16 protein-coding genes are annotated in these 21,889 nt (G+C 50.5%); 11 read left to right on the top strand and 5 right to left on the bottom strand.

All coding sequences use genetic code 11. The annotated features are described in order from the left end of the window. Window positions 1-6 precede the first annotated feature (6 nt). Window positions 7-3,117, bottom strand: a complete 3,111-nt coding sequence (locus Q4E93_RS19200; RefSeq protein WP_303587952.1) for a SusC/RagA family TonB-linked outer membrane protein — start codon at window positions 3,115-3,117, stop codon at window positions 7-9. A gap of 107 nt (window positions 3,118-3,224) precedes the next feature. Between Q4E93_RS19200 and Q4E93_RS19195 the strand changes: the two genes are divergently transcribed. After that, the gene (locus Q4E93_RS19195; protein WP_303587950.1) at window positions 3,225-4,130 is read left to right on the top strand and encodes an AraC family transcriptional regulator; all 906 of its coding nucleotides are present in this window, start codon (window positions 3,225-3,227) and stop codon (window positions 4,128-4,130) included. Here the strand turns inward: Q4E93_RS19195 and Q4E93_RS19190 are convergent. From Q4E93_RS19190 to Q4E93_RS19175, 4 genes are all read right to left on the bottom strand, one after another. Further along, window positions 4,127-4,639 carry a hypothetical protein gene (locus Q4E93_RS19190; RefSeq protein ID WP_303587948.1) on the bottom strand — a complete coding sequence of 171 codons (513 nt, stop codon included), beginning with the start codon at window positions 4,637-4,639 and terminating at the stop codon, window positions 4,127-4,129. The two genes, Q4E93_RS19195 and Q4E93_RS19190, sit on opposite strands and share 4 nt — an antisense overlap. A 21-nt stretch (window positions 4,640-4,660) precedes the next feature. Next, the gene (locus Q4E93_RS19185) at window positions 4,661-5,023 is read right to left on the bottom strand and encodes a hypothetical protein (RefSeq protein WP_303587946.1); all 363 of its coding nucleotides are present in this window, start codon (window positions 5,021-5,023) and stop codon (window positions 4,661-4,663) included. Between the two features lie 206 nt (window positions 5,024-5,229). Continuing rightward, window positions 5,230-6,279 (bottom strand): aldose epimerase family protein, encoded by a 1,050-nt coding sequence (locus Q4E93_RS19180; protein ID WP_303587944.1) that lies wholly within the window; start codon window positions 6,277-6,279, stop codon window positions 5,230-5,232. Window positions 6,280-6,308: 29 nt separating this feature from the next. After that, window positions 6,309-7,124, bottom strand: coding sequence for a class I SAM-dependent methyltransferase (locus Q4E93_RS19175; RefSeq protein WP_303587942.1), 816 nt, complete (start codon window positions 7,122-7,124; stop codon window positions 6,309-6,311). A 219-nt stretch (window positions 7,125-7,343) separates the two neighbouring features. Here Q4E93_RS19175 and Q4E93_RS19170 point away from each other — a divergent pair, with 219 nt between their 5' ends. The 10 genes from Q4E93_RS19170 to Q4E93_RS19125 all read left to right on the top strand — a co-directional run bounded on the left by Q4E93_RS19170 (window position 7,344) and on the right by Q4E93_RS19125 (window position 21,877). After that, window positions 7,344-10,763, top strand: a complete 3,420-nt coding sequence (locus tag Q4E93_RS19170; protein WP_303587940.1) for a response regulator — start codon at window positions 7,344-7,346, stop codon at window positions 10,761-10,763. A gap of 11 nt (window positions 10,764-10,774) precedes the next feature. Next, window positions 10,775-11,605 carry a CheR family methyltransferase gene (locus tag Q4E93_RS19165; protein WP_303587939.1) on the top strand — a complete coding sequence of 277 codons (831 nt, stop codon included), beginning with the start codon at window positions 10,775-10,777 and terminating at the stop codon, window positions 11,603-11,605. Window positions 11,606-11,621: 16 nt separating this feature from the next. Further along, a complete protein-coding gene (locus Q4E93_RS19160; RefSeq protein WP_303587937.1) occupies window positions 11,622-12,203 on the top strand; it encodes a chemotaxis protein CheB in 582 nt (193 codons plus the stop codon). Next, window positions 12,196-13,689, top strand: coding sequence for a hybrid sensor histidine kinase/response regulator (locus tag Q4E93_RS19155; RefSeq protein WP_303587935.1), 1,494 nt, complete (start codon window positions 12,196-12,198; stop codon window positions 13,687-13,689). The genes Q4E93_RS19160 and Q4E93_RS19155 overlap by 8 nt, the downstream gene beginning before the upstream one ends. Before the next feature lie 13 nt (window positions 13,690-13,702). Next, a complete protein-coding gene (locus Q4E93_RS19150) occupies window positions 13,703-14,143 on the top strand; it encodes a response regulator (RefSeq protein ID WP_303587932.1) in 441 nt (146 codons plus the stop codon). A 15-nt stretch (window positions 14,144-14,158) separates the two neighbouring features. After that, entirely contained in the window at window positions 14,159-15,310 is a 1,152-nt protein-coding gene (locus Q4E93_RS19145) for a hybrid sensor histidine kinase/response regulator (protein WP_303587931.1), read from the top strand. Next, entirely contained in the window at window positions 15,282-15,710 is a 429-nt protein-coding gene (locus tag Q4E93_RS19140; protein ID WP_303587930.1) for a response regulator, read from the top strand. The genes Q4E93_RS19145 and Q4E93_RS19140 overlap by 29 nt, the downstream gene beginning before the upstream one ends. A 349-nt stretch (window positions 15,711-16,059) precedes the next feature. Continuing rightward, on the top strand, window positions 16,060-18,000 hold the full coding sequence (locus Q4E93_RS19135) for a TOL_0244 family TonB-dependent receptor (RefSeq protein WP_303587928.1): 1,941 nt from the start codon (window positions 16,060-16,062) through the stop codon (window positions 17,998-18,000). After that, entirely contained in the window at window positions 17,988-18,551 is a 564-nt protein-coding gene (locus Q4E93_RS19130) for a TOL_0243 family YfiR-like periplasmic protein (protein WP_303587926.1), read from the top strand. Before Q4E93_RS19135 ends, Q4E93_RS19130 begins: the two co-directional genes overlap by 13 nt. A 2-nt stretch (window positions 18,552-18,553) precedes the next feature. Continuing rightward, the gene (locus Q4E93_RS19125) at window positions 18,554-21,877 is read left to right on the top strand and encodes a sensor histidine kinase, YfiR-like protein-associated (protein ID WP_489670899.1); all 3,324 of its coding nucleotides are present in this window, start codon (window positions 18,554-18,556) and stop codon (window positions 21,875-21,877) included. The last annotated feature ends 12 nt before the right edge of the window (window positions 21,878-21,889 follow it).

Below are 21,889 nucleotides of genomic sequence, written 5' to 3'. Positions count from 1 at the left end.
AAAAATTTAAAAGGTGAAATTCGCACCAAAGGTGAACGTCCTTGTCAGCGGGTAAGCTTCCTCATCATTGCCCGGGTTGATGCCGCCCCTGTTGTCGACGTCCGGATTAGCGCCGGGATATTTGGTGATCAGCCAAAGGTTGTCCGCGCTGGCATAAAGGCGGAGACTCTTGAATACAACATTCTTTTTGGCAAGCGTATATCCCACACTGACATTCTTCACCCACATATGGCTGCCGCTGTAAACATACCTCGTATTGCTTTCGCGTTCCCATTTCCAGGTATTGGTCGTTGCATACTTTCCGTTGCCTGGATTCGTCGGTGACCGCCACCGCTGTTTGCTGGCCTCCAGCACATTGAAAACGCCGTCCATGTTCATCGTGGACGATTCGATATTCCGGTAGATGTCGTAGCCGTAGGCGCCGTTGAGCAACACGCTGCAATCGAAATTCCTGTAATCGCCCCCCACGGTAAACCCATAGGTGAACTTGGGCCAGGGATTGCCGATCTCCACCATATCCTTCGTGTCGTAAGAGATCGTCCCGCTTTTGTCGTAATCCAGGTACTGGTACACACCCGGGATCGCACCATCCTGCTTGGGCGCCTTGTCTATCTGGTCCTGGGTGTTAAAAATGCCCAGCACTTTATACCCGTAAAGCATACCGATGGGTCGTCCCACCCGCGAAATATTATAACCGCTGTAAAATTCTCCATTGAGGATCTGATCGTTGGTGCCACGGATCTCAAGAACTTTGTTCCGGTTGATCGACACGTTGGCATTCGTCCACAGCCCGACCGTGTTGACCTTCGTCTTATACCGGGCAGAGAACTCGAATCCCGTATTCTTTACTTTGCCGACATTCGCCAGGTAGCTGGTAAATCCTGAGATGGAAGGGATCTGGATCGGCAAGAGCATGTCGCTGGTGATCTTGTTGTAATATTCGGCCGTAAAAGACAATTTATCCTGGAAGGCGGCAAGGTCGATGCCGATATCCACCTGTTTTGACTTTTCCCATCCCAGCAGTGGATTGGCAAGGGAGCCAACCACCTGGCCGGGGGCGAAAGTATTGCCGATGATGTAATTATTACTGCTCATAAAAGCAAGGCTGTTATAATTACCGATATTATTGTTCCCGGTGATACCCCAGCTTCCCCGCAATTTCAGGTCCGTCAGCCATTGGATCTTTGGCATAAAGGACTCGTTGAGCAGACGCCATCCCGCCGAGAAAGCCGGGAAATTCCCATAGCGGTTCTTTTCTCCAAACCGGGAGCTTCCTTCCCGGCGAAAGGTGCCGGACAAAAGATATTTTTCACCATAGGCATAGTTGATCCGGCCGAAAAAAGCGGTCGTGCTCCATCCGTATTCCGACGACCCCGCCGTCTTCTGGGCGGCGGACCCCAGGAAAGGAGTAAGGTCATCGGGGTACTGGCTGCCCGTCGCCTTCAAACCTTTCGTGACTTCATTCTGTGCCGTATAACCCCCCAGCACGTTGATCCTGTGCTCGCCGAAACTATTGCTGTAAGTAAGCAACTGATCGACGGAATAATTCCTGACAAGGGCAGTCGTGTCGGATTCAAAGGCATCCCTGGGCGGAGGGGCATTCTGCCCTGCGATCGTGGAAGGGATGAATTGTTTGTAGTTCGCGTAATTCAGGAAAGCGCTGGCAGCAGTTTTGAATTTAAAATTCCGCAGGAAACTGATCTCGATAAAACCATTGGACAACAACTGCCCGTTCTGCTGTGTAATTTTCACCTCTTTCAGGCTTTGCACGGGATTGGCAAAACCAAAGGAGCCATCATGCCCCCCGACGTAGGCATGGAAAGACCCATCATCGTTGTAGATGGGGTCCCGGGGATCCATCAGCAAAGTAGATCCCACCAGCGCACCGCGTCCTTCCGTCCCATTGGCCAGGTGATTGGTGGCATAGGAACCGTCTATTTTCAACCCGACGTTGATGAAATTATTTACTTTACCATCGATGTTGGCCCGCACGGAATAATTGTCAAAGCCGGTGCCCCTGAGGATACCTTCCTGCCGCACATATCCTGCCGATAACAGCGAATGAAAATTGCCATTCCCCTGCGCCAGGGTGATATTGTGATTCTGGAAAGGAGCATTGTTGTGCAGGATCGCTTCAAACCAGTTCGTGGTCCGCTTGGTTTGCTCGGGATGACGGAAATCCAGCGGCACTTCATCCACCGATGGCTCACGACCTTCAAAATACCTGATCTTGTCCATGAATATGTCCTTCCGGAATTGCGCAAAATCCGGCCCGTTCAACATCTTCACCCTTCTTCCGGAAGGGATATTCTGGATCCCGTAATTCGAGACGACATTCAAGGTAGACTGCCCCATCTTCGCGTTCTTCGTGGTGATCAGCACCACGCCATTAGATCCCCTCGCACCATAGATGGCGGTTGAAACGGCATCTTTCAGGATAGTGATGCTCTCGAAATCATTGGGATTGAAATTCTGCCCAAGCGAATTACCGATGGGGAACCCGTCCACCACATACAAAGGCTGACTGCCGGCGCCCAGTGAACCCAGTCCGCGTACCGTAACATTGAACTCGCCGCCCGGCCGGCCCGTGTTCTGTTTGGCAACAACGCCAGGCACCTGCCCCACCAGCAGCCGGGTGGGATTGGCCACCGGCACATCCTTCGTGGAGGCAAGGTCAATAGAGGCCACCGATCCTGTGACATCCCTTTTTCGTTGCGACCCATAGCCGATCACCACCACGTCGTTCAAAGCATTGACCCCCTTTTTCATCCAGATCTCCGGTATGCTGCCCCCAGGCGCGGCAATCTCCTGCGTTTCATACCCGATGCTGGAAACGATCAATGTATCTGCACCCCCAGGAAGGTCAATGACAAATCTTCCGTCAGCACCCGAACTGACACCTTTGGAGCGCCCTTTGACCACAATGCTTGCCCCCTGCAATCCCGCACCATTCTCATCTCTCACCATTCCTTTGACGGCCCTGGCCTGGGCATAACCTGCAGTGCTGCTGAAAATAATGATCAAACATAAAATTGAAAAGGAGAACAGCCAGGAAGCAAGGTGGTCCTGCCTTTTCCTGACATGACACGGCTGTACCATTGGTAGATAATTTTTCATATGCCAGCAATTTTGATTACTTTGATTGCCAAAAATATCTTACCTGCCACCGAAAGGAAATACCTGATTTGATCATTCAATTGTATTTTTTGACAAAACTTCTTTCAATGGATAATTTTTATAAATACCTTCCGGTCAGCAAAGAAGATCAACAGTGGGGATTGCATGTGTTGAATGCAGGTTGCAACATCATAGGCAGGAACGCTTCTTATCCCTCACGTGACCATCCCTCTCACCATTACTTCAACTGGAACAAAGGCAGAACACTCGATGAATACCAGATCATTTATATCACACAGGGAACTGGCACTTTTCAATCGGCCAGTGTAAAGGAGTCCAAAGTAAAAGAAGGCTCGGTGTTTGTACTTTTCCCCAATGAGTGGCACCGTTTCAAGCCCGATAAAAGTTCCGGATGGAATGAATGCTGGGTGGGCTTCAAAGGGACCATTGCAGATAATATCGTTATCAACCGGTTCTTCCATTCAAACGACGCGCTCCTGGACATCGGAATGAACGACGAGATCATGTCGCTCCTGCTGCAGATCATCGAACACGCCAAAAAAGAAAAGACGGGATACCAGGCGCTGATCTCCGGCATCGTGCTTCATTTAATGGGACACATCTATTCCACCTTGAAAGGCCAGAACATCACGGAGCTGAATCATACCGAGCTGATCATTAATAAGGCGAGAATTATCCTTCGGGCGAATATTGAAAAGATCATCAGCGTGGAAAGCCTGGCGGAGGAGTTGAACGTAAGCTATTCCTGGTTTCGCAGGGCGTTCAAAGAGTATACAGGCATACCACCGAACCAATACCACCTTCAGCTGAAGATCGAAAAAGCGAAATTGTTGCTGGCGGACCCCGGCGAGACGATCAAAGAGATTGGATTTAAATTGAATTTCGAATCCCCGAGTCATTTTTCGAAGCTATTCAAGAACAAAACGGGATGGTCGCCTGAACAGTTTCGGACGAATGCCAACAGACAGTCTTTTGTGGCTGATCGCGATTAATAAATATACAAACCTAAATTTCTAACCCTGCCAAACAACTCATCCATATTGCCATTGGAATTAAAATACATGTAAAAATCATATCCAAAACGCAGTGCTATTTTCTCAGAAACAACAGAAAACAATTCTGCCCAAAGCAATTCCCGCAATATCAATTTTACAATATTACCAACGTTATTTATAGTTATAACGAGCCCTTCATCAATGCTATTATAAAGCGCCAAAACCTCCTCTCGATCTTCATATGTGTAGTCGGACGCATCATATTTTTCAACTGATCTTAATACGATTTCATTGCAACAATGGAACTCAAAAAACCAGATAGCAGCTTGTATATATTTTTGTTCAATGTAAAAATATGACTCGAACGTAAGCATTCCGTCGTCATAGCTGCCTCCAATCTGTCCGAACCCAATCCAATCATTCCTCTTATAATGGCCTTTCTCATCTCTAAAAACAGGATCATACTTTGTCACTGATCTTGCTGTTAAACGCCAATTGTCTTCCATTGGTAATTTTTTTACTCTTCCTTACTTTATTCTACTTGTTCGTACCCAACACACCCCATTCCGGTATTTGTAGGCAACCAAGCCGGATCTTTCCGTCCAATAGAGACATTCTATAGACGAATGGGCAGCATCGCCCAGGGATGATTCGGTGATAACATAATAATCGGTCAACCTCGATCCATTAAGCATCAGCGTATCCTGATGTAGTTTGCCCAGGTCAGCCTCACGGCTTTCAAAGAAATCCCGGAAAGAAAAAATGTATTCAGTTTTATGTGCTTGTGGATATTTGATGATAGTGATAAGCAGATGGTATCCTAAATCGAACTTACCCGCAGGCAGGCATTTTACGAAAACATCCATTCCATTATAAGCTGGCTTGGCCATTATCCACCCCATTGACTTTTTCTGAAAACTATCAAGCCCAAGGACGAGTACCGTATCGATCTCCTTTGCGGAGCTTTCATAATATAGGGTATCCCCTTTCCTGAACGGAGCAAACCATTTCTTCTCCTGGTCCGAAAGGTTAAATTCCCTGGCTGAATAGGAACAGGATGCAAATAGCAAGACTAAAAGCAATAATCTGGCAACCCTCATATCGAAACCCTGTATTTCGTCACAGACCTGAATTCCTCCCCCGGCCGCAATATCGTAGACGGGAACCCCGGCTCATTAGGCGAGTTAGGAAAATGCTGCGTCTCCAGACACACCGCACATTGCCTCCCAATAGCCTTCCCCTCACTGGTAACAAAAGACCCATCCAAATTATTCCCCGAATAGAACTGCATGCCCGGCTGATCCGTGAACACTTCCAGCCGCCGGCCGCTGATCGGGTCCGACAAGGTCGCCACCCGTCGCAGGCCCTGCCCATTGCCGTTCAGGACATAATTATGGTCATAGCCGAAGGCCGTCTCCATGATCCTTTCCCCGATCTTCCGGGGCGACCTGAAATCAAACGGAGAGCCCTCCACGGACTTTATCTCTCCCGTAGGGATCGTGTTGTCATCGATCGGCGTATAATGATCCGCATCGATCTGTATGATATGATCGAGGACGGAACGACTCAGATCCCCCGTCAGGTTGAAATAAGAATGATTGGTCAGATTGACTGGAGTGGCTTTATCAGTCGTTGCCTGGTAAACGATCTCCAGCTCATTTTCATCATTAAACCTATATTGAACCCCCACCTGCAGGTTGCCGGGATAGCCTTCTTCACCATCCCTGCTCAGGTAGCTCAAAGCGAGGGTCGGGACCTCACCTTGCAAAACTTCAGCCTCCCACACGACCTTATCGAAACCCTTGTTGCCGCCATGCAAATGATTGCCGCCTTTGTTGGCAGCCAGCGTATAGGCAATGCCGTCCAACGTAAACTTACCCCCGGCGATCCGGTTGGCATAGCGGCCGATCAACGCACCAAAGAAGGGCGGCCGGGCCAGATAACCCTCCAGGGTCTCAAATCCCGCCACGATGCTGGAGCGATTGCCCCGCCGGTCGACGCTGGTCCAGGAGGTGACGATGCCGCCATAATTGGTGATCCTGACTTCGTCCCCCTTTAGGTTGCGAAGGGTGAACAGGTACACTGGCTGAAGGTCTGCCTCGCCAAAGTGCGCTTTCGTAATGCCTGACACGGTCGTTAGTTCCATATATTATCTCTGTATATTATATCCATCTATTATCTCCGTAAAACGGTCACCTTCAGAAAATTCGCCGTGATGACGGTGGCATCACTGTCGGCGCTTTGATTTTGTTCGTTGAACAACCTTTCCAGCTCCTGCTGCAGCGCTTCCGCCTTACCATTCTTTTCAGCAGCCTCAAACGCACTCATGGTAGGCCCATAGTAGTGCCTGAACAGGCTGACGAATGTCGAAGGCGTGCAGGGGGCCATAAAGGTAAAGGTATCCTTGGCAAATGAGATGTCCTCTTTTGCCACCCCCGCCTTGCTAAATCGTTCTACTACATGGCTTTCTATCCCCCAGGTCATAGGGCTGATGAACCCCTCGGGCGGTGGTGGCGTATAGGCGCTGCTGATCTTAAGTATTTGCGCCACGAGAGTGGGATCTCCCGGTATCCAGTTGCCCATAACGATCCTTCCCCCCGGTCGGGTGACACGCACCATTTCCCTGGCCACGTCGAAAGGCTTTGGCGCGAACATGGCGCCGAAGATGCTTACAACGAGATCGAAAGTCCCGTCCTTCAGCTCATGCAGATCCGACGCATCGCCTTCCTGGAAGAGACAATTGGTAAGCCCCTCCGCCTTTGCCCGTGCATTTCCCGCTGCGATGAGATTCCTTGCGATGTCGACTCCCAGGACCTCGGCGCCCAGCCGGGCTTCAGGGATCGCTGTCGTGCCATCGCCACAGCCAAGGTCCAGGACCTTCAGGCCTTTGAGGGGACCCAGTTGATCGACGAGCGCCGAGCCGCTCTCCCGCATACTTTCGGCGATCCTGGTGAAATCGCCTTTTTCCCACAACGCTTTGTTTGGGTTCATATAACTCCAATTTTATACAATATTAGCATCGTTTATGGATAGAATATATTATTGTATTTATATGAAAAATTCGTAATTTACGTAAACATACAATCGTTTTCCGTTAGCCCTCCCTTTCAACGCTGCCGATGCTGGCTCATTTTGTAGCAAATCGTTTTCAATTCATCGTACGAATTGCTATAAAACCTATTCATTCCCTCCCTGTAGCACCGGCTTGATATGAAACTAACCTTGGAAAAAAAGATATTAATCTCCTTCATTACCTGTTCCCTTATCCTCCTCTTTGTGGCTATTATTTCCATCAGGAACAGTGAAAGCTTCGTAAGCTCCAATCAACGGGTGACCCATACGCATGAGGTGCTGAACGCATTGGAACAGACATTGGTCAATGAGCTCGATGCGGAGACGCGCAAACGGGGGTTTGTCATCACGGGCGACGAGGCCTATCTCGATCCGTTCAACCGCGCCATGGCAAGCGTATCGGGTTCCCTTGACAAAGTAAAAGAGCTGACAAAAGACAATGCCGCCCAGCAAAAGAACGTGGCGCATATTGAAGCGCTGACCGACACGCTGACCAGGTTCATGACGGCTTGTATCCGGATACGGCAAACGCAGGGTTTTGAAAAAGCGAAGGAGAAGGTCGCCACCGGGGAAGGCCGGCGGCTCCTGGACGAGGTCAGGGCAACCATTGACAACGCCAGGGAAATAGAACAAACCTTGCTGGCCCAAAGGAAACAGGCGACTACAGAGGACGCACAAAATTTCAATCTCATTTTCATCACCCTCCTGCTGGTGATGGCCATCGTGCTGATCAGCGTCTATTTCATTATCATCAACAACCTGAAAGCGCTTAAAAAAGCCCAGCAGGAGGCCAATCAAAAGAACTGGACCCTGACGGGCAGCGGCGAGCTGGCCAAAGGCATGCAGGGCAATAAGCAAGTGACGGAACTGGCGCAAACCATTATCAATCACCTGGCGACCTGGCTGGACGCCCAGGGAGGCGCGATCTACCTCGTCGAGGAGGACGCAGCCCACTTCAAAATGGCAGGTGCCTATGCACTGGCTTACAAAAAGAACGACTTCCCGTCGGTGAGGATCGGGGAAGGACTGGTGGGTCAATGTGCGGCGGAAAAAAGAAACCTCCTGATCTCCCATATCCCCGCGGAACATTTCGACATCAGCACCAGCTTTGGGAAGATACTGCCTGAACATATCATAGCTATACCGGTGATCTTTGAAGGGGCAGTGATCGCGGTAGTCGAGCTGGGCAGCGTCCATGGCTTCTCCGCGCTCCACCACCAATACCTGCAGGTGGTAGCCGACAATATCGCGGTGGGCATCTCCTCGTCACAGGCCAGGGAAAAAGCAAAAGAGCTATTGGAAGAGACGCAACGCCAGGGCGAGGAATTGGAAGCGCAGCAGGAAGAGCTGAAACAAACCAACGAAGAATTGCACGAGAAGACTGAGCTGCTGGAGCGTTCGGAGGCCGAGCTGAAGACGCAGCAGGAAGAGCTGCGGCAAACCAACGAAGAGCTGGAGGAAAAAGCCAATCTGCTGGAAGAGCAGAAAGAGAAGCTGGAAGCCACCTCGATGGAAGTAGAAAGCAAGGCCAGGGAGCTGGAATTGACCAGCAAATACAAATCGGAATTCCTGGCCAATATGTCGCATGAGCTACGCACCCCGCTCAACAGCATCCTGATACTGGCACAGCTGCTGGTGGAAAACAAAAGCAAGGCGCTGGGTGAAAAGGAAATCACGTATGCGAAGAATATCCATAGCTCAGGCAATGACCTCCTGGAACTGATCAATGAGATCCTGGACCTTTCAAAAATTGAATCCGGGAAGGTGGACCTGGAGTTCGCGGGAGCAGACGTCGGCCAGATGGTGGGCCATCTGCGCGCCATGTTCACCGAAGTAGCGAATACCCGGTCCATCCATTTCGAGATCATCGATCCGGAGCTCCCCGCCAAGCTGCATACAGATGGACAGCGGCTCGCGCAGATCCTGCGCAACCTGCTTTCGAATGCTTTTAAATTCACCGGGAAAAATGGAAAGGTCACCTTCCGGATTGAAAGACAGGATAAGACCCTCGCCTTTTCCGTCACAGACACGGGCATCGGGATACCGGAAAGCAAACAGGAGATCATCTTCCAGGCTTTCCAGCAGGCCGACGGCTCGACGAAAAGAAAATACGGCGGCACAGGCCTGGGCCTTTCCATCAGCCGGGAGCTGGCCCATGCATTAGGCGGCGACATACGCCTGCAAAGTGAGGAAGGGAAAGGAAGTACTTTCACCCTTTCGCTTCCCCTGGAATACGATCCTGCAATTACCATCGCCGACCGACCGCCCCGGGAGCCGGCAGCAGGCAAAATACCCGAAAAAAAGCCTGCCCGGCCCGAAGAACAGGTACAGGATGCGATCCCACGGGAAAATGTCATCGATGACCGCTATACCATACAGGAAAATGACAGGATCGTGCTGATCATCGAGGATGACCAACGCTTTGCAGACATACTCCTGGACTTCTTCAGGGAAAGGAATTATAAGGGGATCATCGCTTACCAGGGAAACATAGGACTTAGCCTTGCGCGGTATTACCGGCCGGACGCGATTATTCTCGACATGCAGCTGCCCGTGATGGATGGCTCCGAAGTATTAAGGCAGCTGAAGAACGATCCCTCCCTGCGACATATCCCCGTGCAGATCTTTTCCGGCTATGACAGGCGAAAGGAAAGCCTTCAGCTGGGCGCTTTCGATTTTGTCAAAAAGCCGGTGACCCGGGAGACCATGCAGGATGCAGTCGATAAAATGGAGGAATTCATCCGGAAAAAATTGAAAAAACTGCTGATCGTGGAGGACAATCGGCAACAGAACAACGCCATCCGGGAGCTCATCGGGAACGGGGACGTGAAATCTTTTTCCGCTTACGCAGGAATGGAAGCCTTCGAAATAATGCAAAAAGAAAAATTCGATTGCGTCATCATCGACCTGGGATTGCCGGACATGAGCGGCATCGAGCTCCTGGAAAAGATCAAGGCCAACGGGGAGCTGAATAAAGTACCGATCATCGTCTATACGGGAAAGGACCTGAACAAAGAAGAGGCCGCCCGGCTCAACAAGCTGGCAAGTACGGTAGTACTGAAAACGGCCAATTCCAAGGAAAGGCTGCTGGATGAGACCATCCTTTTCCTCCACCGCGTGGAATCGAATTTACCCAAAGAGAAACAGCAGATCATCCGGAAGCTGCACAGGACAGATGAAGTGCTGAAGAACAGGAAAGTGCTGATCGTGGACGACGACATGAGGAACATCTACTCACTGACCAATGCACTGGAGGAAGAGGGCCTCTGCTGCATTACGGCGGAGAATGGAAGGGCCGCCATCGACGCGCTGAAGGCACAGCCGGATACGGATATTGTATTAATGGATGTAATGATGCCGGAAATGGATGGATATGAAGCCACGCAGGAGATCAGGAAGACAAAGGAATTCGGGAAGCTGCCCATCATCGCCCTCACGGCAAAGGCCATGAAGGGCGACAGGGAAAAATGCCTGGAGGCAGGCATGTCGGACTATATTTCAAAGCCTGTAAACATCGATCAGCTGCTATCGCTGATGAGAGTTTGGCTATACAGATAATAAGCACCAGGATGAATAAGACCCCGGCGACAGATAACGAAGAATTAAAGGAATTGCTCGAATCTATCCGTTTTGTTTACGGATATGATTTCACGGAATATGCGGAAGCCTCCATAAGAAGACGGATACGTCATTTTATGAGCGCCAATAATTTCAATTCCATCAGGGCGCTGAATAAAACGCTGCTGGAAGAAGAGGATGTTTTCGAGCAATTCATCCAGGAGACGACGGTCAACGTAACGGAGATGTTCCGGGACCCGTCGTTTTACAAAAGCCTGCAGGAAAATGTTTTCGTCCGGCTGGCCACCTATCCTTTTATAAAAATATGGATAGCGGGGTCCTCTACGGGAGAAGAGGTCTATTCCACAGCCATCCTCCTGAAAGAAAGGGGGCTATTGGAAAGGTCCGTCATCTATGCCACCGATATCAATCAAAAGGCCCTGCAGACGGCAAAGGAAGGCGTTTATCATTTAAAGAAGATGAAGGGCTATACGTCCAATTATATGAAGGCGGGCGGGCAGCGTTCTTTTTCCGACTATTACGTGTCGCAATACGATGGCGCCCTGTTGGACAGATCGCTCCGGCAAAATATCGTTTTCTCGGCGCACAACCTGGCCGCAGACAGATCGTTCAATGAATTTCAGCTGATCTGCTGCCGAAATGTGCTGATCTATTTCAATCAGCAATTGCAGAACAAGGTGATCGACCTTTTCTATGAAAGCCTTTGCCCGTTTGGATTCCTTGCATTGGGCAATAAGGAATCGCTGCTCTTTGCCGAAAGCAGGAAGAACTTCGAGGAAGTAGACAGGAAAGAAAGAATATTCATCAAGACCGGTCAATAAAAAAGCGAAAGGAAATATGCAATATGAAGCAGTCGTGATCGGCGTATCCGCGGGAGGCCTCATGGTCCTTTCAGGGATACTGAAAGAGTTGCCGGGAGACTATCCGATGCCGTTGATCGTTATCCAGCACAGGTCGAAGGACGAAAGGACATTATTGGAAGAGGTCCTGCAGGACAAATGCGTCATCAGCATCAGGCAGGCGAACGAGAAAGAAAGAATAGATAGGAGTAAGGTGTATTTCGCTCCTCCCGATTACCACCTGCTGATTGAAAGGGACCATACTTTTTCGCTGACCTGCGATGACCCGGTGAATTTCAGCAGGCCATCCATCGACCTGCTGTTCGAGACGGCTTCCGAAGTGTATAAGGATAAATTGGTAGCGGTCATTCTTACGGGGGCCAACCGGGACGGGGCCGAAGGCATACGGGCGGTAAGGCAACGGGGCGGATTGACGATCGCGCAGGACCCGGCGACCGCTCTTTTCCCGGATATGCCCCGCGCGGCAATCGATACGGGCAGCGTACAACACATTCTTAACGCGGCCAAAATAAAAGATCTTTTACTGCAGCTGGCGAAAAACCGGACTGACCATGCATAACAACGAAGTAGCAAATATCCTGATCGTCGATGACAAAGCGAATAACCTATTCGCCCTGGAACAGATATTGTCCCGGCCCGGCAGGAACATACTCCAGGCTACCAACGGAAAGGAAGCGCTAAAGACGGTGCTTAATACCGATATAGACCTCATCATACTGGATGTCCAGATGCCTGATATGGATGGTTTCGAGGTGGCCCAGATACTTAAATCCCATAAGAGGACCAGGGAAATTCCCATCATATTCGCCTCAGCCGAAAAAAAAGAACATCGGTTCATGATAAAGGGATTCGAGGAAGGCGCGGTAGACTACCTGTACAAGCCCCTTGACGCGGCGGTGACCGAGGCAAAAGTGTCCGTGCTGCTCCAGCTGCATCTCCAGAAGAAAGAGCTGATCAGGAAGAACCTGATCCTTGAAAAATATGCCCTGTTGATCAATAATTCGGCTGACCTGATCTGCATCATCAATGCCCGGACCTTGCATTTCGAAGAGGTGAACAACGCAGTGGCTCCCATGCTCGGCTATACAGTGGACGAGATCAGGAACACTTCCGTCCTTTCCTACCTGGAACAGGAAGATAGCCTGGCCATACAAAGGCTGTCCAGTGCCAATAAAGAGAAGTTTTCCTTTGAGATCCGGATCCATAGCAAAGACAGGTCCGTCAGGTGGCTCAACTGGAATATCGTGAATAAGGACGGTCTTTGGTTCGCCAATGCCAGGGACATCACCCAGCAGAAAAAGTCCGACTGGGAGATCAAACAGCTGAATGCCGATCTGGAAGGGAATATAGCCCTGCTGGAGGCAACCAATAAAGAACTGGAGTCATTTTCCTATTCCGTATCCCACGATCTGCGGGCGCCGCTGAGGAGCATCAACGGTTACTCCCGCATCATCCTGGAAGACCATCAGACGCAATTGAACGATGAATTGCACCGCCTCCTGGGTAAGATCCAGGGTAATGCCAGCAGAATGGGCGTTTTGATCGACAATCTGCTGGAGTTTTCAAGATTAGGGCGGCGCAAGGTGACAAAGTACCCGGTGAACCTTACGGAATTGACCCAGCGGGTCCTGAATGACCTGGACGAGGTCGATCGGGGCAAAGCCAGGATCCACGTAGGATCTTTACCCCCGGCGGAGGGAGATCCCGTGTTGCTTTACCAGGTCATTATGAACCTGGTCTCGAATGCCATCAAATATTCCCGGAAGAAAGAAACGCCGGAGATCAACATTGGCGCGTTGGTAAAAGAGGAGAAATGCATCTATTTTGTGAAGGACAATGGAGCAGGGTTCAATATGGACTATGCCCATAAGCTCTTTGGCGTATTTCAGCGCTTGCACGATAACGAAGAGTTCGAAGGCACAGGCGTCGGCCTGGCCATCGTCCAAAGGATCATTGTAAAACATGGAGGCAGGGTATGGGCGGAAGGACGCCCGGATGAAGGTGCGACCTTCTTCTTCACTCTTCCCAAACCAATCACTGAATAAATTTAGACCGATTATGGCATTGGACAGCGTTGATATCGTGCTCGTGGAAGACAACCCGGATGACGCAAGCCTCACCATCCGGGCGCTGAGGAAAAATGGCATCAATAATTCCCTTATCCACTTAAAAGACGGTGAGGAAGCGATCGATTTTATCTTTTGCAGGGGGCATTATTCCCAGCGGGTCTTCGGAATATTGCCCAGGCTGATCGTACTGGATCTGAAAATGCCAAAAGTAGACGGGATCGAAGTGCTGAAGCAGGTGAAATCCGATGCCCGCACCTGCCGGATACCGGTGGTGCTGCTGACCTCGTCCAACCAGGAGCAGGATATCCTTAAAAGCTATCAGCTGGGCGTAAACAGTTATATCGTAAAGCCCGTTGAATTCGAATTGTTCGTGAAGACCGTAGCCGGTATGGGACTATACTGGCTGATGATGAATCAATTGCCATATTAACCATAAAGGTGCGCCATGGACCCTGTATCGAACCATAACGTAAAAATTCTGATCCTGGAACATGAGCCGGACGATATCGAATTGCTGCAATATCAGCTGAAAAAAGGAGGCTTGCATTATTCATCGGAAGTGGTGCAGGAACGGACAGGTTACGAGCAGGCCCTCAGGGATTTCAAGCCCGACATCGTCCTGTCCGATTATGTCCTTCCGGAATTCGACGGCGCCGCAGCCTTCTACCTCAAGAAAGAGATCGCTCCCGATACGCCCTTCATCATCGTCTCCGGCACCATCGGTGATGAAAATGCAGTGGAGCTGATCAAGGCCGGCGTTACCGATTATGTCCTGAAGGATAAATTGTTCACCGTAGTGCCGAAGATCGACAGAGCGTTGAAGGAGAACTGGGAACACAGGGAAAAAAAGGAGCAGGAAGAAAAGCTGGCCAATTATGCCCGGGAGCTGGAACGTTCCAATAAGGAGCTGGAGGAGTTCGCCTATCTTGCCTCGCATGACCTGCAGGAACCGCTGCGCATGGTGGGAAGCTTCCTGCAACTGTTGCAGCAACGATACCAGGACAAGCTGGACGAGCAAGCCAATGAATATATATACTATGCCGTCGAAGGGGCCGCCCGCATGAAGCGGCTGATCAACGACCTGCTCAATTATTCACGGACGAACAGGGAATGGCTCATCGAACAGGTGGACATCGCCGCCACCGTACGGGACGCATTGCAAAACCTGGCGGCCAGCGTCCGGGAAAGCGGTGCGATCATCCATTTCGAGAACATGCCTGTACTTGCCGGAGACCCCGGTCAAATACTCCAGCTGTTCCAAAACCTGATCGGCAATGCCATCAAATTCAGGAAAAAGGACGAGACACCGGTGATAAACATAAGCGCCCGTAAACACAATGCTTCCTGGCTGTTTGCCGTGGAAGATAATGGAATTGGCATCCATCAGCAATATTCGGAAAAGATATTTGTCATCTTCAAGAAATTGCATGGCAACGAAAAGTACGAGGGCACAGGTATCGGACTTGCCATTGCCAAGAAGATCGTGGAAAGACATGGTGGAAAGATCTGGTTCGAATCATCACCTGGAAAAGGAACAACATTTTATTTCACCTTAAATCCTCCAATAAATGAAACCGATCAACATCCTTCTTGTTGAAGACAACCCCGGGGATGTGCTGCTGGCCCAGATAGCGTTCGAGAAGAGCCGTTTTGACGTCAACGTTCAGGTGGCCACCGATGGCGAGGAGGCATTGGAGTTCCTCTATAAAAAAGGAAAGTTTGCCGGCACCAATACGCCCGACCTGATCCTGCTGGACCTCAACTTGCCGGCAAAGAGCGGCTCGGAAGTATTGGCGGACCTTAAAAGCGACGAAAGATTGAAAGTGATCCCGGTGATCATCCTCACCACGTCCCAGGCGGAATGGGATATCATCCAATGTTACAAATTACACGCCAACTGCTTTGTGAATAAGCCGTTCGGATTTGACTCGTTCGATGCGGTGGTGACGTGCATCGAGGATTTCTGGTTCAACATCGTCAGGCTGCCGGCCAACTAATGGACCCGGTAAAGTGTATATTCCGACGATTTGATTTGTAACTGACCTTTAAATATCATATATTTGTTTTATCTATAGTTTTATCCCCCTTAAATAAATCTGTTGTTTTCTCCGCACAGATGAAACGCTCTGGTCTACTTTGACTTTTAACACTGCCCGTCAGCAACATTCTCTTACATGCTATTTTAAGAGCTGAGATCTTATTACCCGGGACCTCATTCATGGAAATAATTTACTGTGAAAAACCCCCGAAGGTCTGAGGTAAAGGCTCGGAAGCATTTCCGGGCCTTACATCACCGCTTTGGCCGTTCTGAATGCGCTTATTACCTCTCCCACAAAAACCCGTAATATGCCAACCTCTTTAACTAAAAAAGGAGCCTGGTATAATCGCTCTTTATTTGCAGTGCTTTTAACCTTCAGTCTTACGTTCCTGTCTAATGCCGTCTTTGCCCAAAGACAGGAAAGTTTATTGTCCTCGTCCCGATTGAAAAAAATGAGCCTGGAAGAGCTGATGAACACCGAGGTGATCTCTGTTTCCATGCGGCCGGAGAAACTGGCGGAGGTCGCGTCGGCCGTCCAGGTAATAACAGGAGAAGATATACACCGGTCAGGCGTAACGAGACTTCCCGGCGCCTTACGGCTCGTTTCCAATCTGCAGATGGAGCAGGCCAATTCACATGACTGGGCCATCACCGCCCGGGGATTCAACGGCCTGCCTTCGGCCGGCGGCGTACTCGCTAACAAACTGCTCGTGATGATCGACGGCCGGAGTATTTATTCCCCGCTTTTTGGCGGCGTATACTGGGACGTGCAGAATACGCTGCTGCAGGACCTGGACCACATTGAAGTGGTCAGCGGCCCGGGAGGAACGCTGTGGGGCGCCAATGCCGTGAATGGCGTCATTAATATCATCACCAAAAGTGCGAGGGAAACCCAGGGGTGGTATCTGTCGGGGGCCGCGGGCTCTTTTCTACAGGACCTTGGCGAAGTCCGGTATGGCACCCGCGTAGACTCCACCCTCTTTGTGCGCATTTACGGACAGCGCCTGGACCAGCGAAATACGGAGCTTGCCGGTGGAATAAATGCCAAAGACGCATGGAACATGACACAGGGAGGTTTCCGTATGGATTATTACCCCTCGGCAACCAACACCTTTACCCTGCAGGGCGATCTGTACAGTGGTGTTGCCAACAAAGACAGCCTGCTAAAGCACACCGTCACGAATGGCCAGAATGTGCTGGCGCGCTTTACACATCTTTTTTCCGGGAGTTCGGACCTGAAAATACAGGCATATTTCGACCGCACCTGGCGAACGACGCCCCACTCCGCCACCCCCTTCTCCTATAGGATCAACACCTATGATATCGATATCCAGCACCGTTTTGCAGCCGGCAAGTTGCATAATATAGTGTATGGCATAGGTTACAGGTTGCAGGAGGATGAAGCAGCCGCCTCTCTTCTTCCTTTGAGCCGGAACATGCCGCTGTACAGCGGATTTGTCCAGGACGAGATCACGTTTGTTCCCAATTTCCTGAAGCTGACCATCGGCAGCAAATTCCTCCATAATATTTACTCCGGCTTCGAAACCCAACCCGGCGCACGCATCACCTGGACGGTGGATCGCCGACAAACCATCTGGACGGCCGTTTCGCGCGCGGTACGAACGCCGACGCGTTTTGACACGGACTTTATAAGAAGGCGCTTAAAATTCCTTTCGGAAAAAGTCATTGCCTATGAGCTGGGCTATCGCGTCCGTCCTTTGGACAGGCTCTCGCTCTCCCTGGCGTCCTTTTACAATCGCTATCATGACATCCGGAGCATCGATTCGAATGCAAGTCCTACCGTTCCATTGGTATTGGCCAACTCACAGCGTGCCGAATCCTGGGGATTCGAACTGTCCGGCAGTTTCCAGGCATTGGAATGGTGGCGCCTCCGCGGCGGGTATACCTATTTTTCAAAGAACATCTGGCCCACCAGTCCGAAAGTCCTCCCGGCAAGCGTCGATTTCGAAGGGGTCGATCCCCGGCACCAATGCCTGCTTCAATCCATTATGGACCTGCCCCGTCATCTGCAGCTGGACCTGGTAGCCCGTTATGCAGACCAGTTGCCAGGCTCGACATTTACGGCCCATATTCCGGCCTACTTTACTTTTGACCTTCGTCTGGCATGGCAATACAAACGCTTCGAGATTTCACTGGTCGGGCAAAATCTCACGAAAGACCAGCATAAGGAGACCGGCTCTTCACAAATACCACGCAGCATCTACGGGAGGGTCATATGTCAGTTGTAAGGATCACGGCATATCGATTTCTGTCTATCTCGTTGCTGCTGGCGTACAGCATGACCCATTTGTCCGCTCAATCTGCGGCCAGCCCTGAATATGAGATAAAAGCCGTTTTCCTTTTCAACTTTAGCCAGTTTGTCCAATGGCCTGCCCATTCTTTCCCTGCAGAGCAGGCCCCGCTGGTCATCGGTATTTTAGGAGAAGACCCCTTTGGCTCCTATCTGAAAGAGACTGTGCTGGGCGAAAAGGTGAACGGTCATCCCATCCTTGTTCAGCATTACAATACGGTGGAAGAGATCAAGACCTGCCATATCCTGTACATCAACCTGCCGGAAACCAGGCTGGACCAGGTCGTCGAAAGCTTAAAAGGGCACAACACCCTTACGGTGAGCGATGCTCCCTATTTCTTACAACATGGAGGGATGATCCGGTTCTTTACCAGGAACAACAAAATACAGCTAAAAATCAATCTCGAGCCCTCTAAAGAAGCCAACCTGGTCATAAGTTCCAAGCTGCTGAGGTTGGCCGAAATTTATTCCCCTGTAAAAAACAACTGACGATGCCATTCAGGGACATACCGATACAAAAGAAGCTGATGAGATTCATTTTTTTCGTCAGCGGCGTCGTGCTGCTGGTCACCTGCATAACATTTTTTGTCTATGAATACTACACATTCCGGAAAACGACCATCGAGAAGCTCACTACGATAGGAAAATTAATTTCCGCCAATAGCTCAGCTGCACTGGCCTTTGAGAACCATGAAGACGCAAAGGAAATTTTAGCCGCGCTGAAAGCCGAACCACATATCGCAGCCGCCTGCCTGTATGATAAGGACGGTGGCCTCTTTTCCCAATACCGCGGCGGCCCCGCCGGCGACACTTTCCCGGATAAGCCCGGAGCCGAAGGATATCGTTTTGTACGTTCGAACCTGGAATTGTTTCTGCCCGTTATGCAGGAGTCCAGGCAGCTGGGCACCTTCTATCTGAGATCCGACCTGGGAGCCATGTATGAGCGGTTCCGCCTCTATGGCATCGTGGTTGCCTCGGTGATAGCCATGTGCATCTTGTTGGCATACCTGCTTTCCAGTATCCTCCAGAAAAGTATTTCAAAGCCCATCCTTGCCCTGGCGGCGACGGCTAAAGTGATCTCCGACAAGGGTGACTACTCTCTGCGCGCTACAAGACGAGGCAAGGATGAACTGGGTTCGCTGACCGATGCCTTCAACTACATGCTCGGCCAGATACAGGCGAAGAACCAGGACTTGCACGATCTCACCCAGACACTGGAGCAAAAGGTGGCAGAGCGCACCGTTGCATTGGAAGGTAAGAACCATCTGCTCACAGGCATTTCAGAAATAAACGATACGCTCAGAGGCATTCAGGATGTGCCAGCCCTGGCCCAGGACATCATCAACAAACTCACCCGGGTCCTCAAGGCGCAAATAGGTGCCGTTTACATGAGGGAAGGAAACAATGAGCTCCATTGGGTCGCCGGCTATGCCTTTAGCAAGGCGGAACAGGAACAAAGGATCATAAAGATCGGGGAAGGCCTGGTAGGGCAGGCGGCATTGGAGAAAAAAGCGATCCTCCTCAGCGAGGTGCCGGATGACTATGTGAAGATCAATTCCGGCATGGGCAACACTCCCCCAAAGTATATCATCGTCTACCCTTTCCTGTATGAGGGCTTCGTAAAGGGCGTCATTGAAATAGGATCCATCCATCCATTTTCAGACATTGATTCGCAGCTACTGGACCTGATGTCCGAGAATATCGCCATTGCCTTTAATTCATCGCAATCAAGGACCCACCTGAAAGAGCTCCTGGAGGAAACCCAGCGTCAGGCGGAAGAGCTGCAGGCCCAGCAGGAAGAACTGCAGCAGACGAATGAAGTGCTGGAAGAAAAAGCCGGGGAGCTGGCGCTGACCACCCAATACAAATCACAGTTCCTGGCCAATATGTCACATGAATTGCGAACGCCGCTCAACAGCATTCTCATTCTGGCCAGACTGCTGGCGGATAAGAAGCATACCATGTCGGTCGAAAAAGAAAAGGAATACGCTCAAAACATCCACAATTCCGGCACCGACCTGCTGAATCTCATTGACGAGATATTGGATCTCTCCAAGGTAGAGGCGGGAAAGATCGAACTGGATATGCAACAGGTAAATATCGACGAGATCTCGGACAACCTTCGTTCCATGTTCACTGAAATAGCCAACAACAGATCCATCGATTTTGCGATCATTCAACCAACCGAAAACTTCTCTCCTTCCCTGTATACGGATAAACAACGGCTGGGACAGATCCTCCGGAACCTTCTTTCAAATGCCTTCAAATTTACAGGCAAAGGCGGTAAAGTCACTTTGAATATCAGTGTAGCCCCGCCGGGCGATCAAATAGCGTTCTCCGTTACGGACACGGGGATCGGGATACCGAAAGACAAACAGAAAATTATTTTCCAGGCTTTCCAACAGGCGGATGGGTCCACCAAAAGGAAATATGGCGGCACGGGCTTAGGGCTTTCCATCAGCCAGGAGCTGGCCCATGCGCTGGGCGGAGAGCTGGTATTGGAAAGTGAAGAAGGAAAGGGAAGCCGGTTCACCTGCTATCTTCCTCTAACGTCCGCCTCCTCTTTAATGACGTCTGAGCCAGCCTCTTTACCTCCCGCCCCGGACACCGGGGATGACAGGTCCGTCATCCGGGAAAATGACAAGATCGTCCTGATCATTGAAGAGGACGAGCCTTTTGCAAAATTACTCCTGGATTCCCTGAGAGAAAGGAACTATAAGGGTATACTCACCCACCAGCCGGGCATCGGCCCAAGCCTGGCAAGGTTTTACCAGCCCCATATCATCACGCTGGATCTGTGTTTCCCCCTCCAGGACAGCTACGAAGTGCTCAGGCAGTTGAAGAACAGTCCCGACCTGAGGCATATTCCCGTACAGGTATTCTCGGAATATGACGGGAGAAAAGAAAGCCTCGCATTGGGGGCCTTTGATTTCATCAAAAAACCAGCCTCGGAGCCAGCGATCCAGGCCGCCTTTAGCCGGATCGAGGAGTTCATCCGGCGGAAGCTGAAAAAACTGCTGGTGGTGGAAGACAACGAGCAGGAGAACAAAGCGATCTGTGAGCTCATCGGCAACGGAGATATACGGTCCTTCCCGGTATTCAGAGGGAGTGACGCATACGAAATAATGCGAAAGGAAAAATTCGATTGCGCGATCGTCGACCTGGGCCTGCCGGATATGAGCGGCATTGACTTGCTGGAAAAGATCAAAGCAACCGATGGTCTCGATAAAATGCCCATTATCGTATACACCGGAAAAGACCTGGACAGAGAGCAGATCGCCTACCTGAACAAGCTGGCAGATACCATCGTCCTGAAAACCGCTAATTCGAAACAACGGCTGCTGGATGAGGTAGCACTCTTTCTTCATCGCGGAGGATCCACACCGCCCGGCGACACGCAACAGGTCGCCGGAAAGCCCAAAGGATCAAACGAAGTGCTGAAGAATAGGAAAGTATTGATCGTTGATGACGATCTGCGCAATAGTTACTCGTTGACGAATGCATTGGAGGAAGATGAATTGCGATGCATTACGGCAGAAAATGGAAGGGCAGCTATCACCCTGCTGAATGAGCACCCCGATACAGACATCATTCTCATGGACGTAATGATGCCTGAAATGGATGGCTATGAGGCCACCCGGGAGATCAGGAAAATGGATAAGTTCGGCAAGCTGCCCATCATAGCCCTCACCGCAAAGGCGATGAAGGTCGATAGGGAAAAATGCCTGGAAGCAGGCATGTCGGATTATATTTCAAAGCCGGTAGATATGGACCTGTTGCTGTCTTTAATGCGGGTCTGGTTGCACCGGGAATAATTACTATTTTCA

It is taken from the genome of Flavitalea plasmicola (assembly GCF_030546645.1).
Classification (GTDB): Bacteria; Bacteroidota; Bacteroidia; order Chitinophagales; family Chitinophagaceae; genus Puia.
Note: the sequence above shows the minus strand (reverse complement) of the source record. Positions and strands in the feature narration are given on the sequence as shown.

What these genes read in the sequence shown, in the direction of transcription:
- Q4E93_RS19155 (WP_303587935.1), top strand. Translation starts at nt 12,196, where the DNA reads ATGCATAACAACGAAGTAGCAAATATCCTGATCGTCGATGACAAAGCG.
- Q4E93_RS19125 (WP_489670899.1), top strand. Translation starts at nt 18,554, where the DNA reads ATGCCATTCAGGGACATACCGATACAAAAGAAGCTGATGAGATTCATT.
- Q4E93_RS19140 (WP_303587930.1), top strand. Translation starts at nt 15,282, where the DNA reads ATGAAACCGATCAACATCCTTCTTGTTGAAGACAACCCCGGGGATGTG.
- Q4E93_RS19145 (WP_303587931.1), top strand. Translation starts at nt 14,159, where the DNA reads ATGGACCCTGTATCGAACCATAACGTAAAAATTCTGATCCTGGAACAT.
- Q4E93_RS19185 (WP_303587946.1), bottom strand. Translation starts at nt 5,023, where the DNA reads ATGGCCAAGCCAGCTTATAATGGAATGGATGTTTTCGTAAAATGCCTG.
- Q4E93_RS19170 (WP_303587940.1), top strand. Translation starts at nt 7,344, where the DNA reads ATGAAACTAACCTTGGAAAAAAAGATATTAATCTCCTTCATTACCTGT.
- Q4E93_RS19190 (WP_303587948.1), bottom strand. Translation starts at nt 4,639, where the DNA reads ATGGAAGACAATTGGCGTTTAACAGCAAGATCAGTGACAAAGTATGAT.
- Q4E93_RS19150 (WP_303587932.1), top strand. Translation starts at nt 13,703, where the DNA reads ATGGCATTGGACAGCGTTGATATCGTGCTCGTGGAAGACAACCCGGAT.
- Q4E93_RS19195 (WP_303587950.1), top strand. Translation starts at nt 3,225, where the DNA reads ATGGATAATTTTTATAAATACCTTCCGGTCAGCAAAGAAGATCAACAG.
- Q4E93_RS19200 (WP_303587952.1), bottom strand. Translation starts at nt 3,117, where the DNA reads ATGAAAAATTATCTACCAATGGTACAGCCGTGTCATGTCAGGAAAAGG.
- Q4E93_RS19160 (WP_303587937.1), top strand. Translation starts at nt 11,622, where the DNA reads ATGCAATATGAAGCAGTCGTGATCGGCGTATCCGCGGGAGGCCTCATG.
- Q4E93_RS19175 (WP_303587942.1), bottom strand. Translation starts at nt 7,124, where the DNA reads ATGAACCCAAACAAAGCGTTGTGGGAAAAAGGCGATTTCACCAGGATC.
- Q4E93_RS19180 (WP_303587944.1), bottom strand. Translation starts at nt 6,279, where the DNA reads ATGGAACTAACGACCGTGTCAGGCATTACGAAAGCGCACTTTGGCGAG.
- Q4E93_RS19165 (WP_303587939.1), top strand. Translation starts at nt 10,775, where the DNA reads ATGAATAAGACCCCGGCGACAGATAACGAAGAATTAAAGGAATTGCTC.
- Q4E93_RS19135 (WP_303587928.1), top strand. Translation starts at nt 16,060, where the DNA reads ATGCCAACCTCTTTAACTAAAAAAGGAGCCTGGTATAATCGCTCTTTA.
- Q4E93_RS19130 (WP_303587926.1), top strand. Translation starts at nt 17,988, where the DNA reads ATGTCAGTTGTAAGGATCACGGCATATCGATTTCTGTCTATCTCGTTG.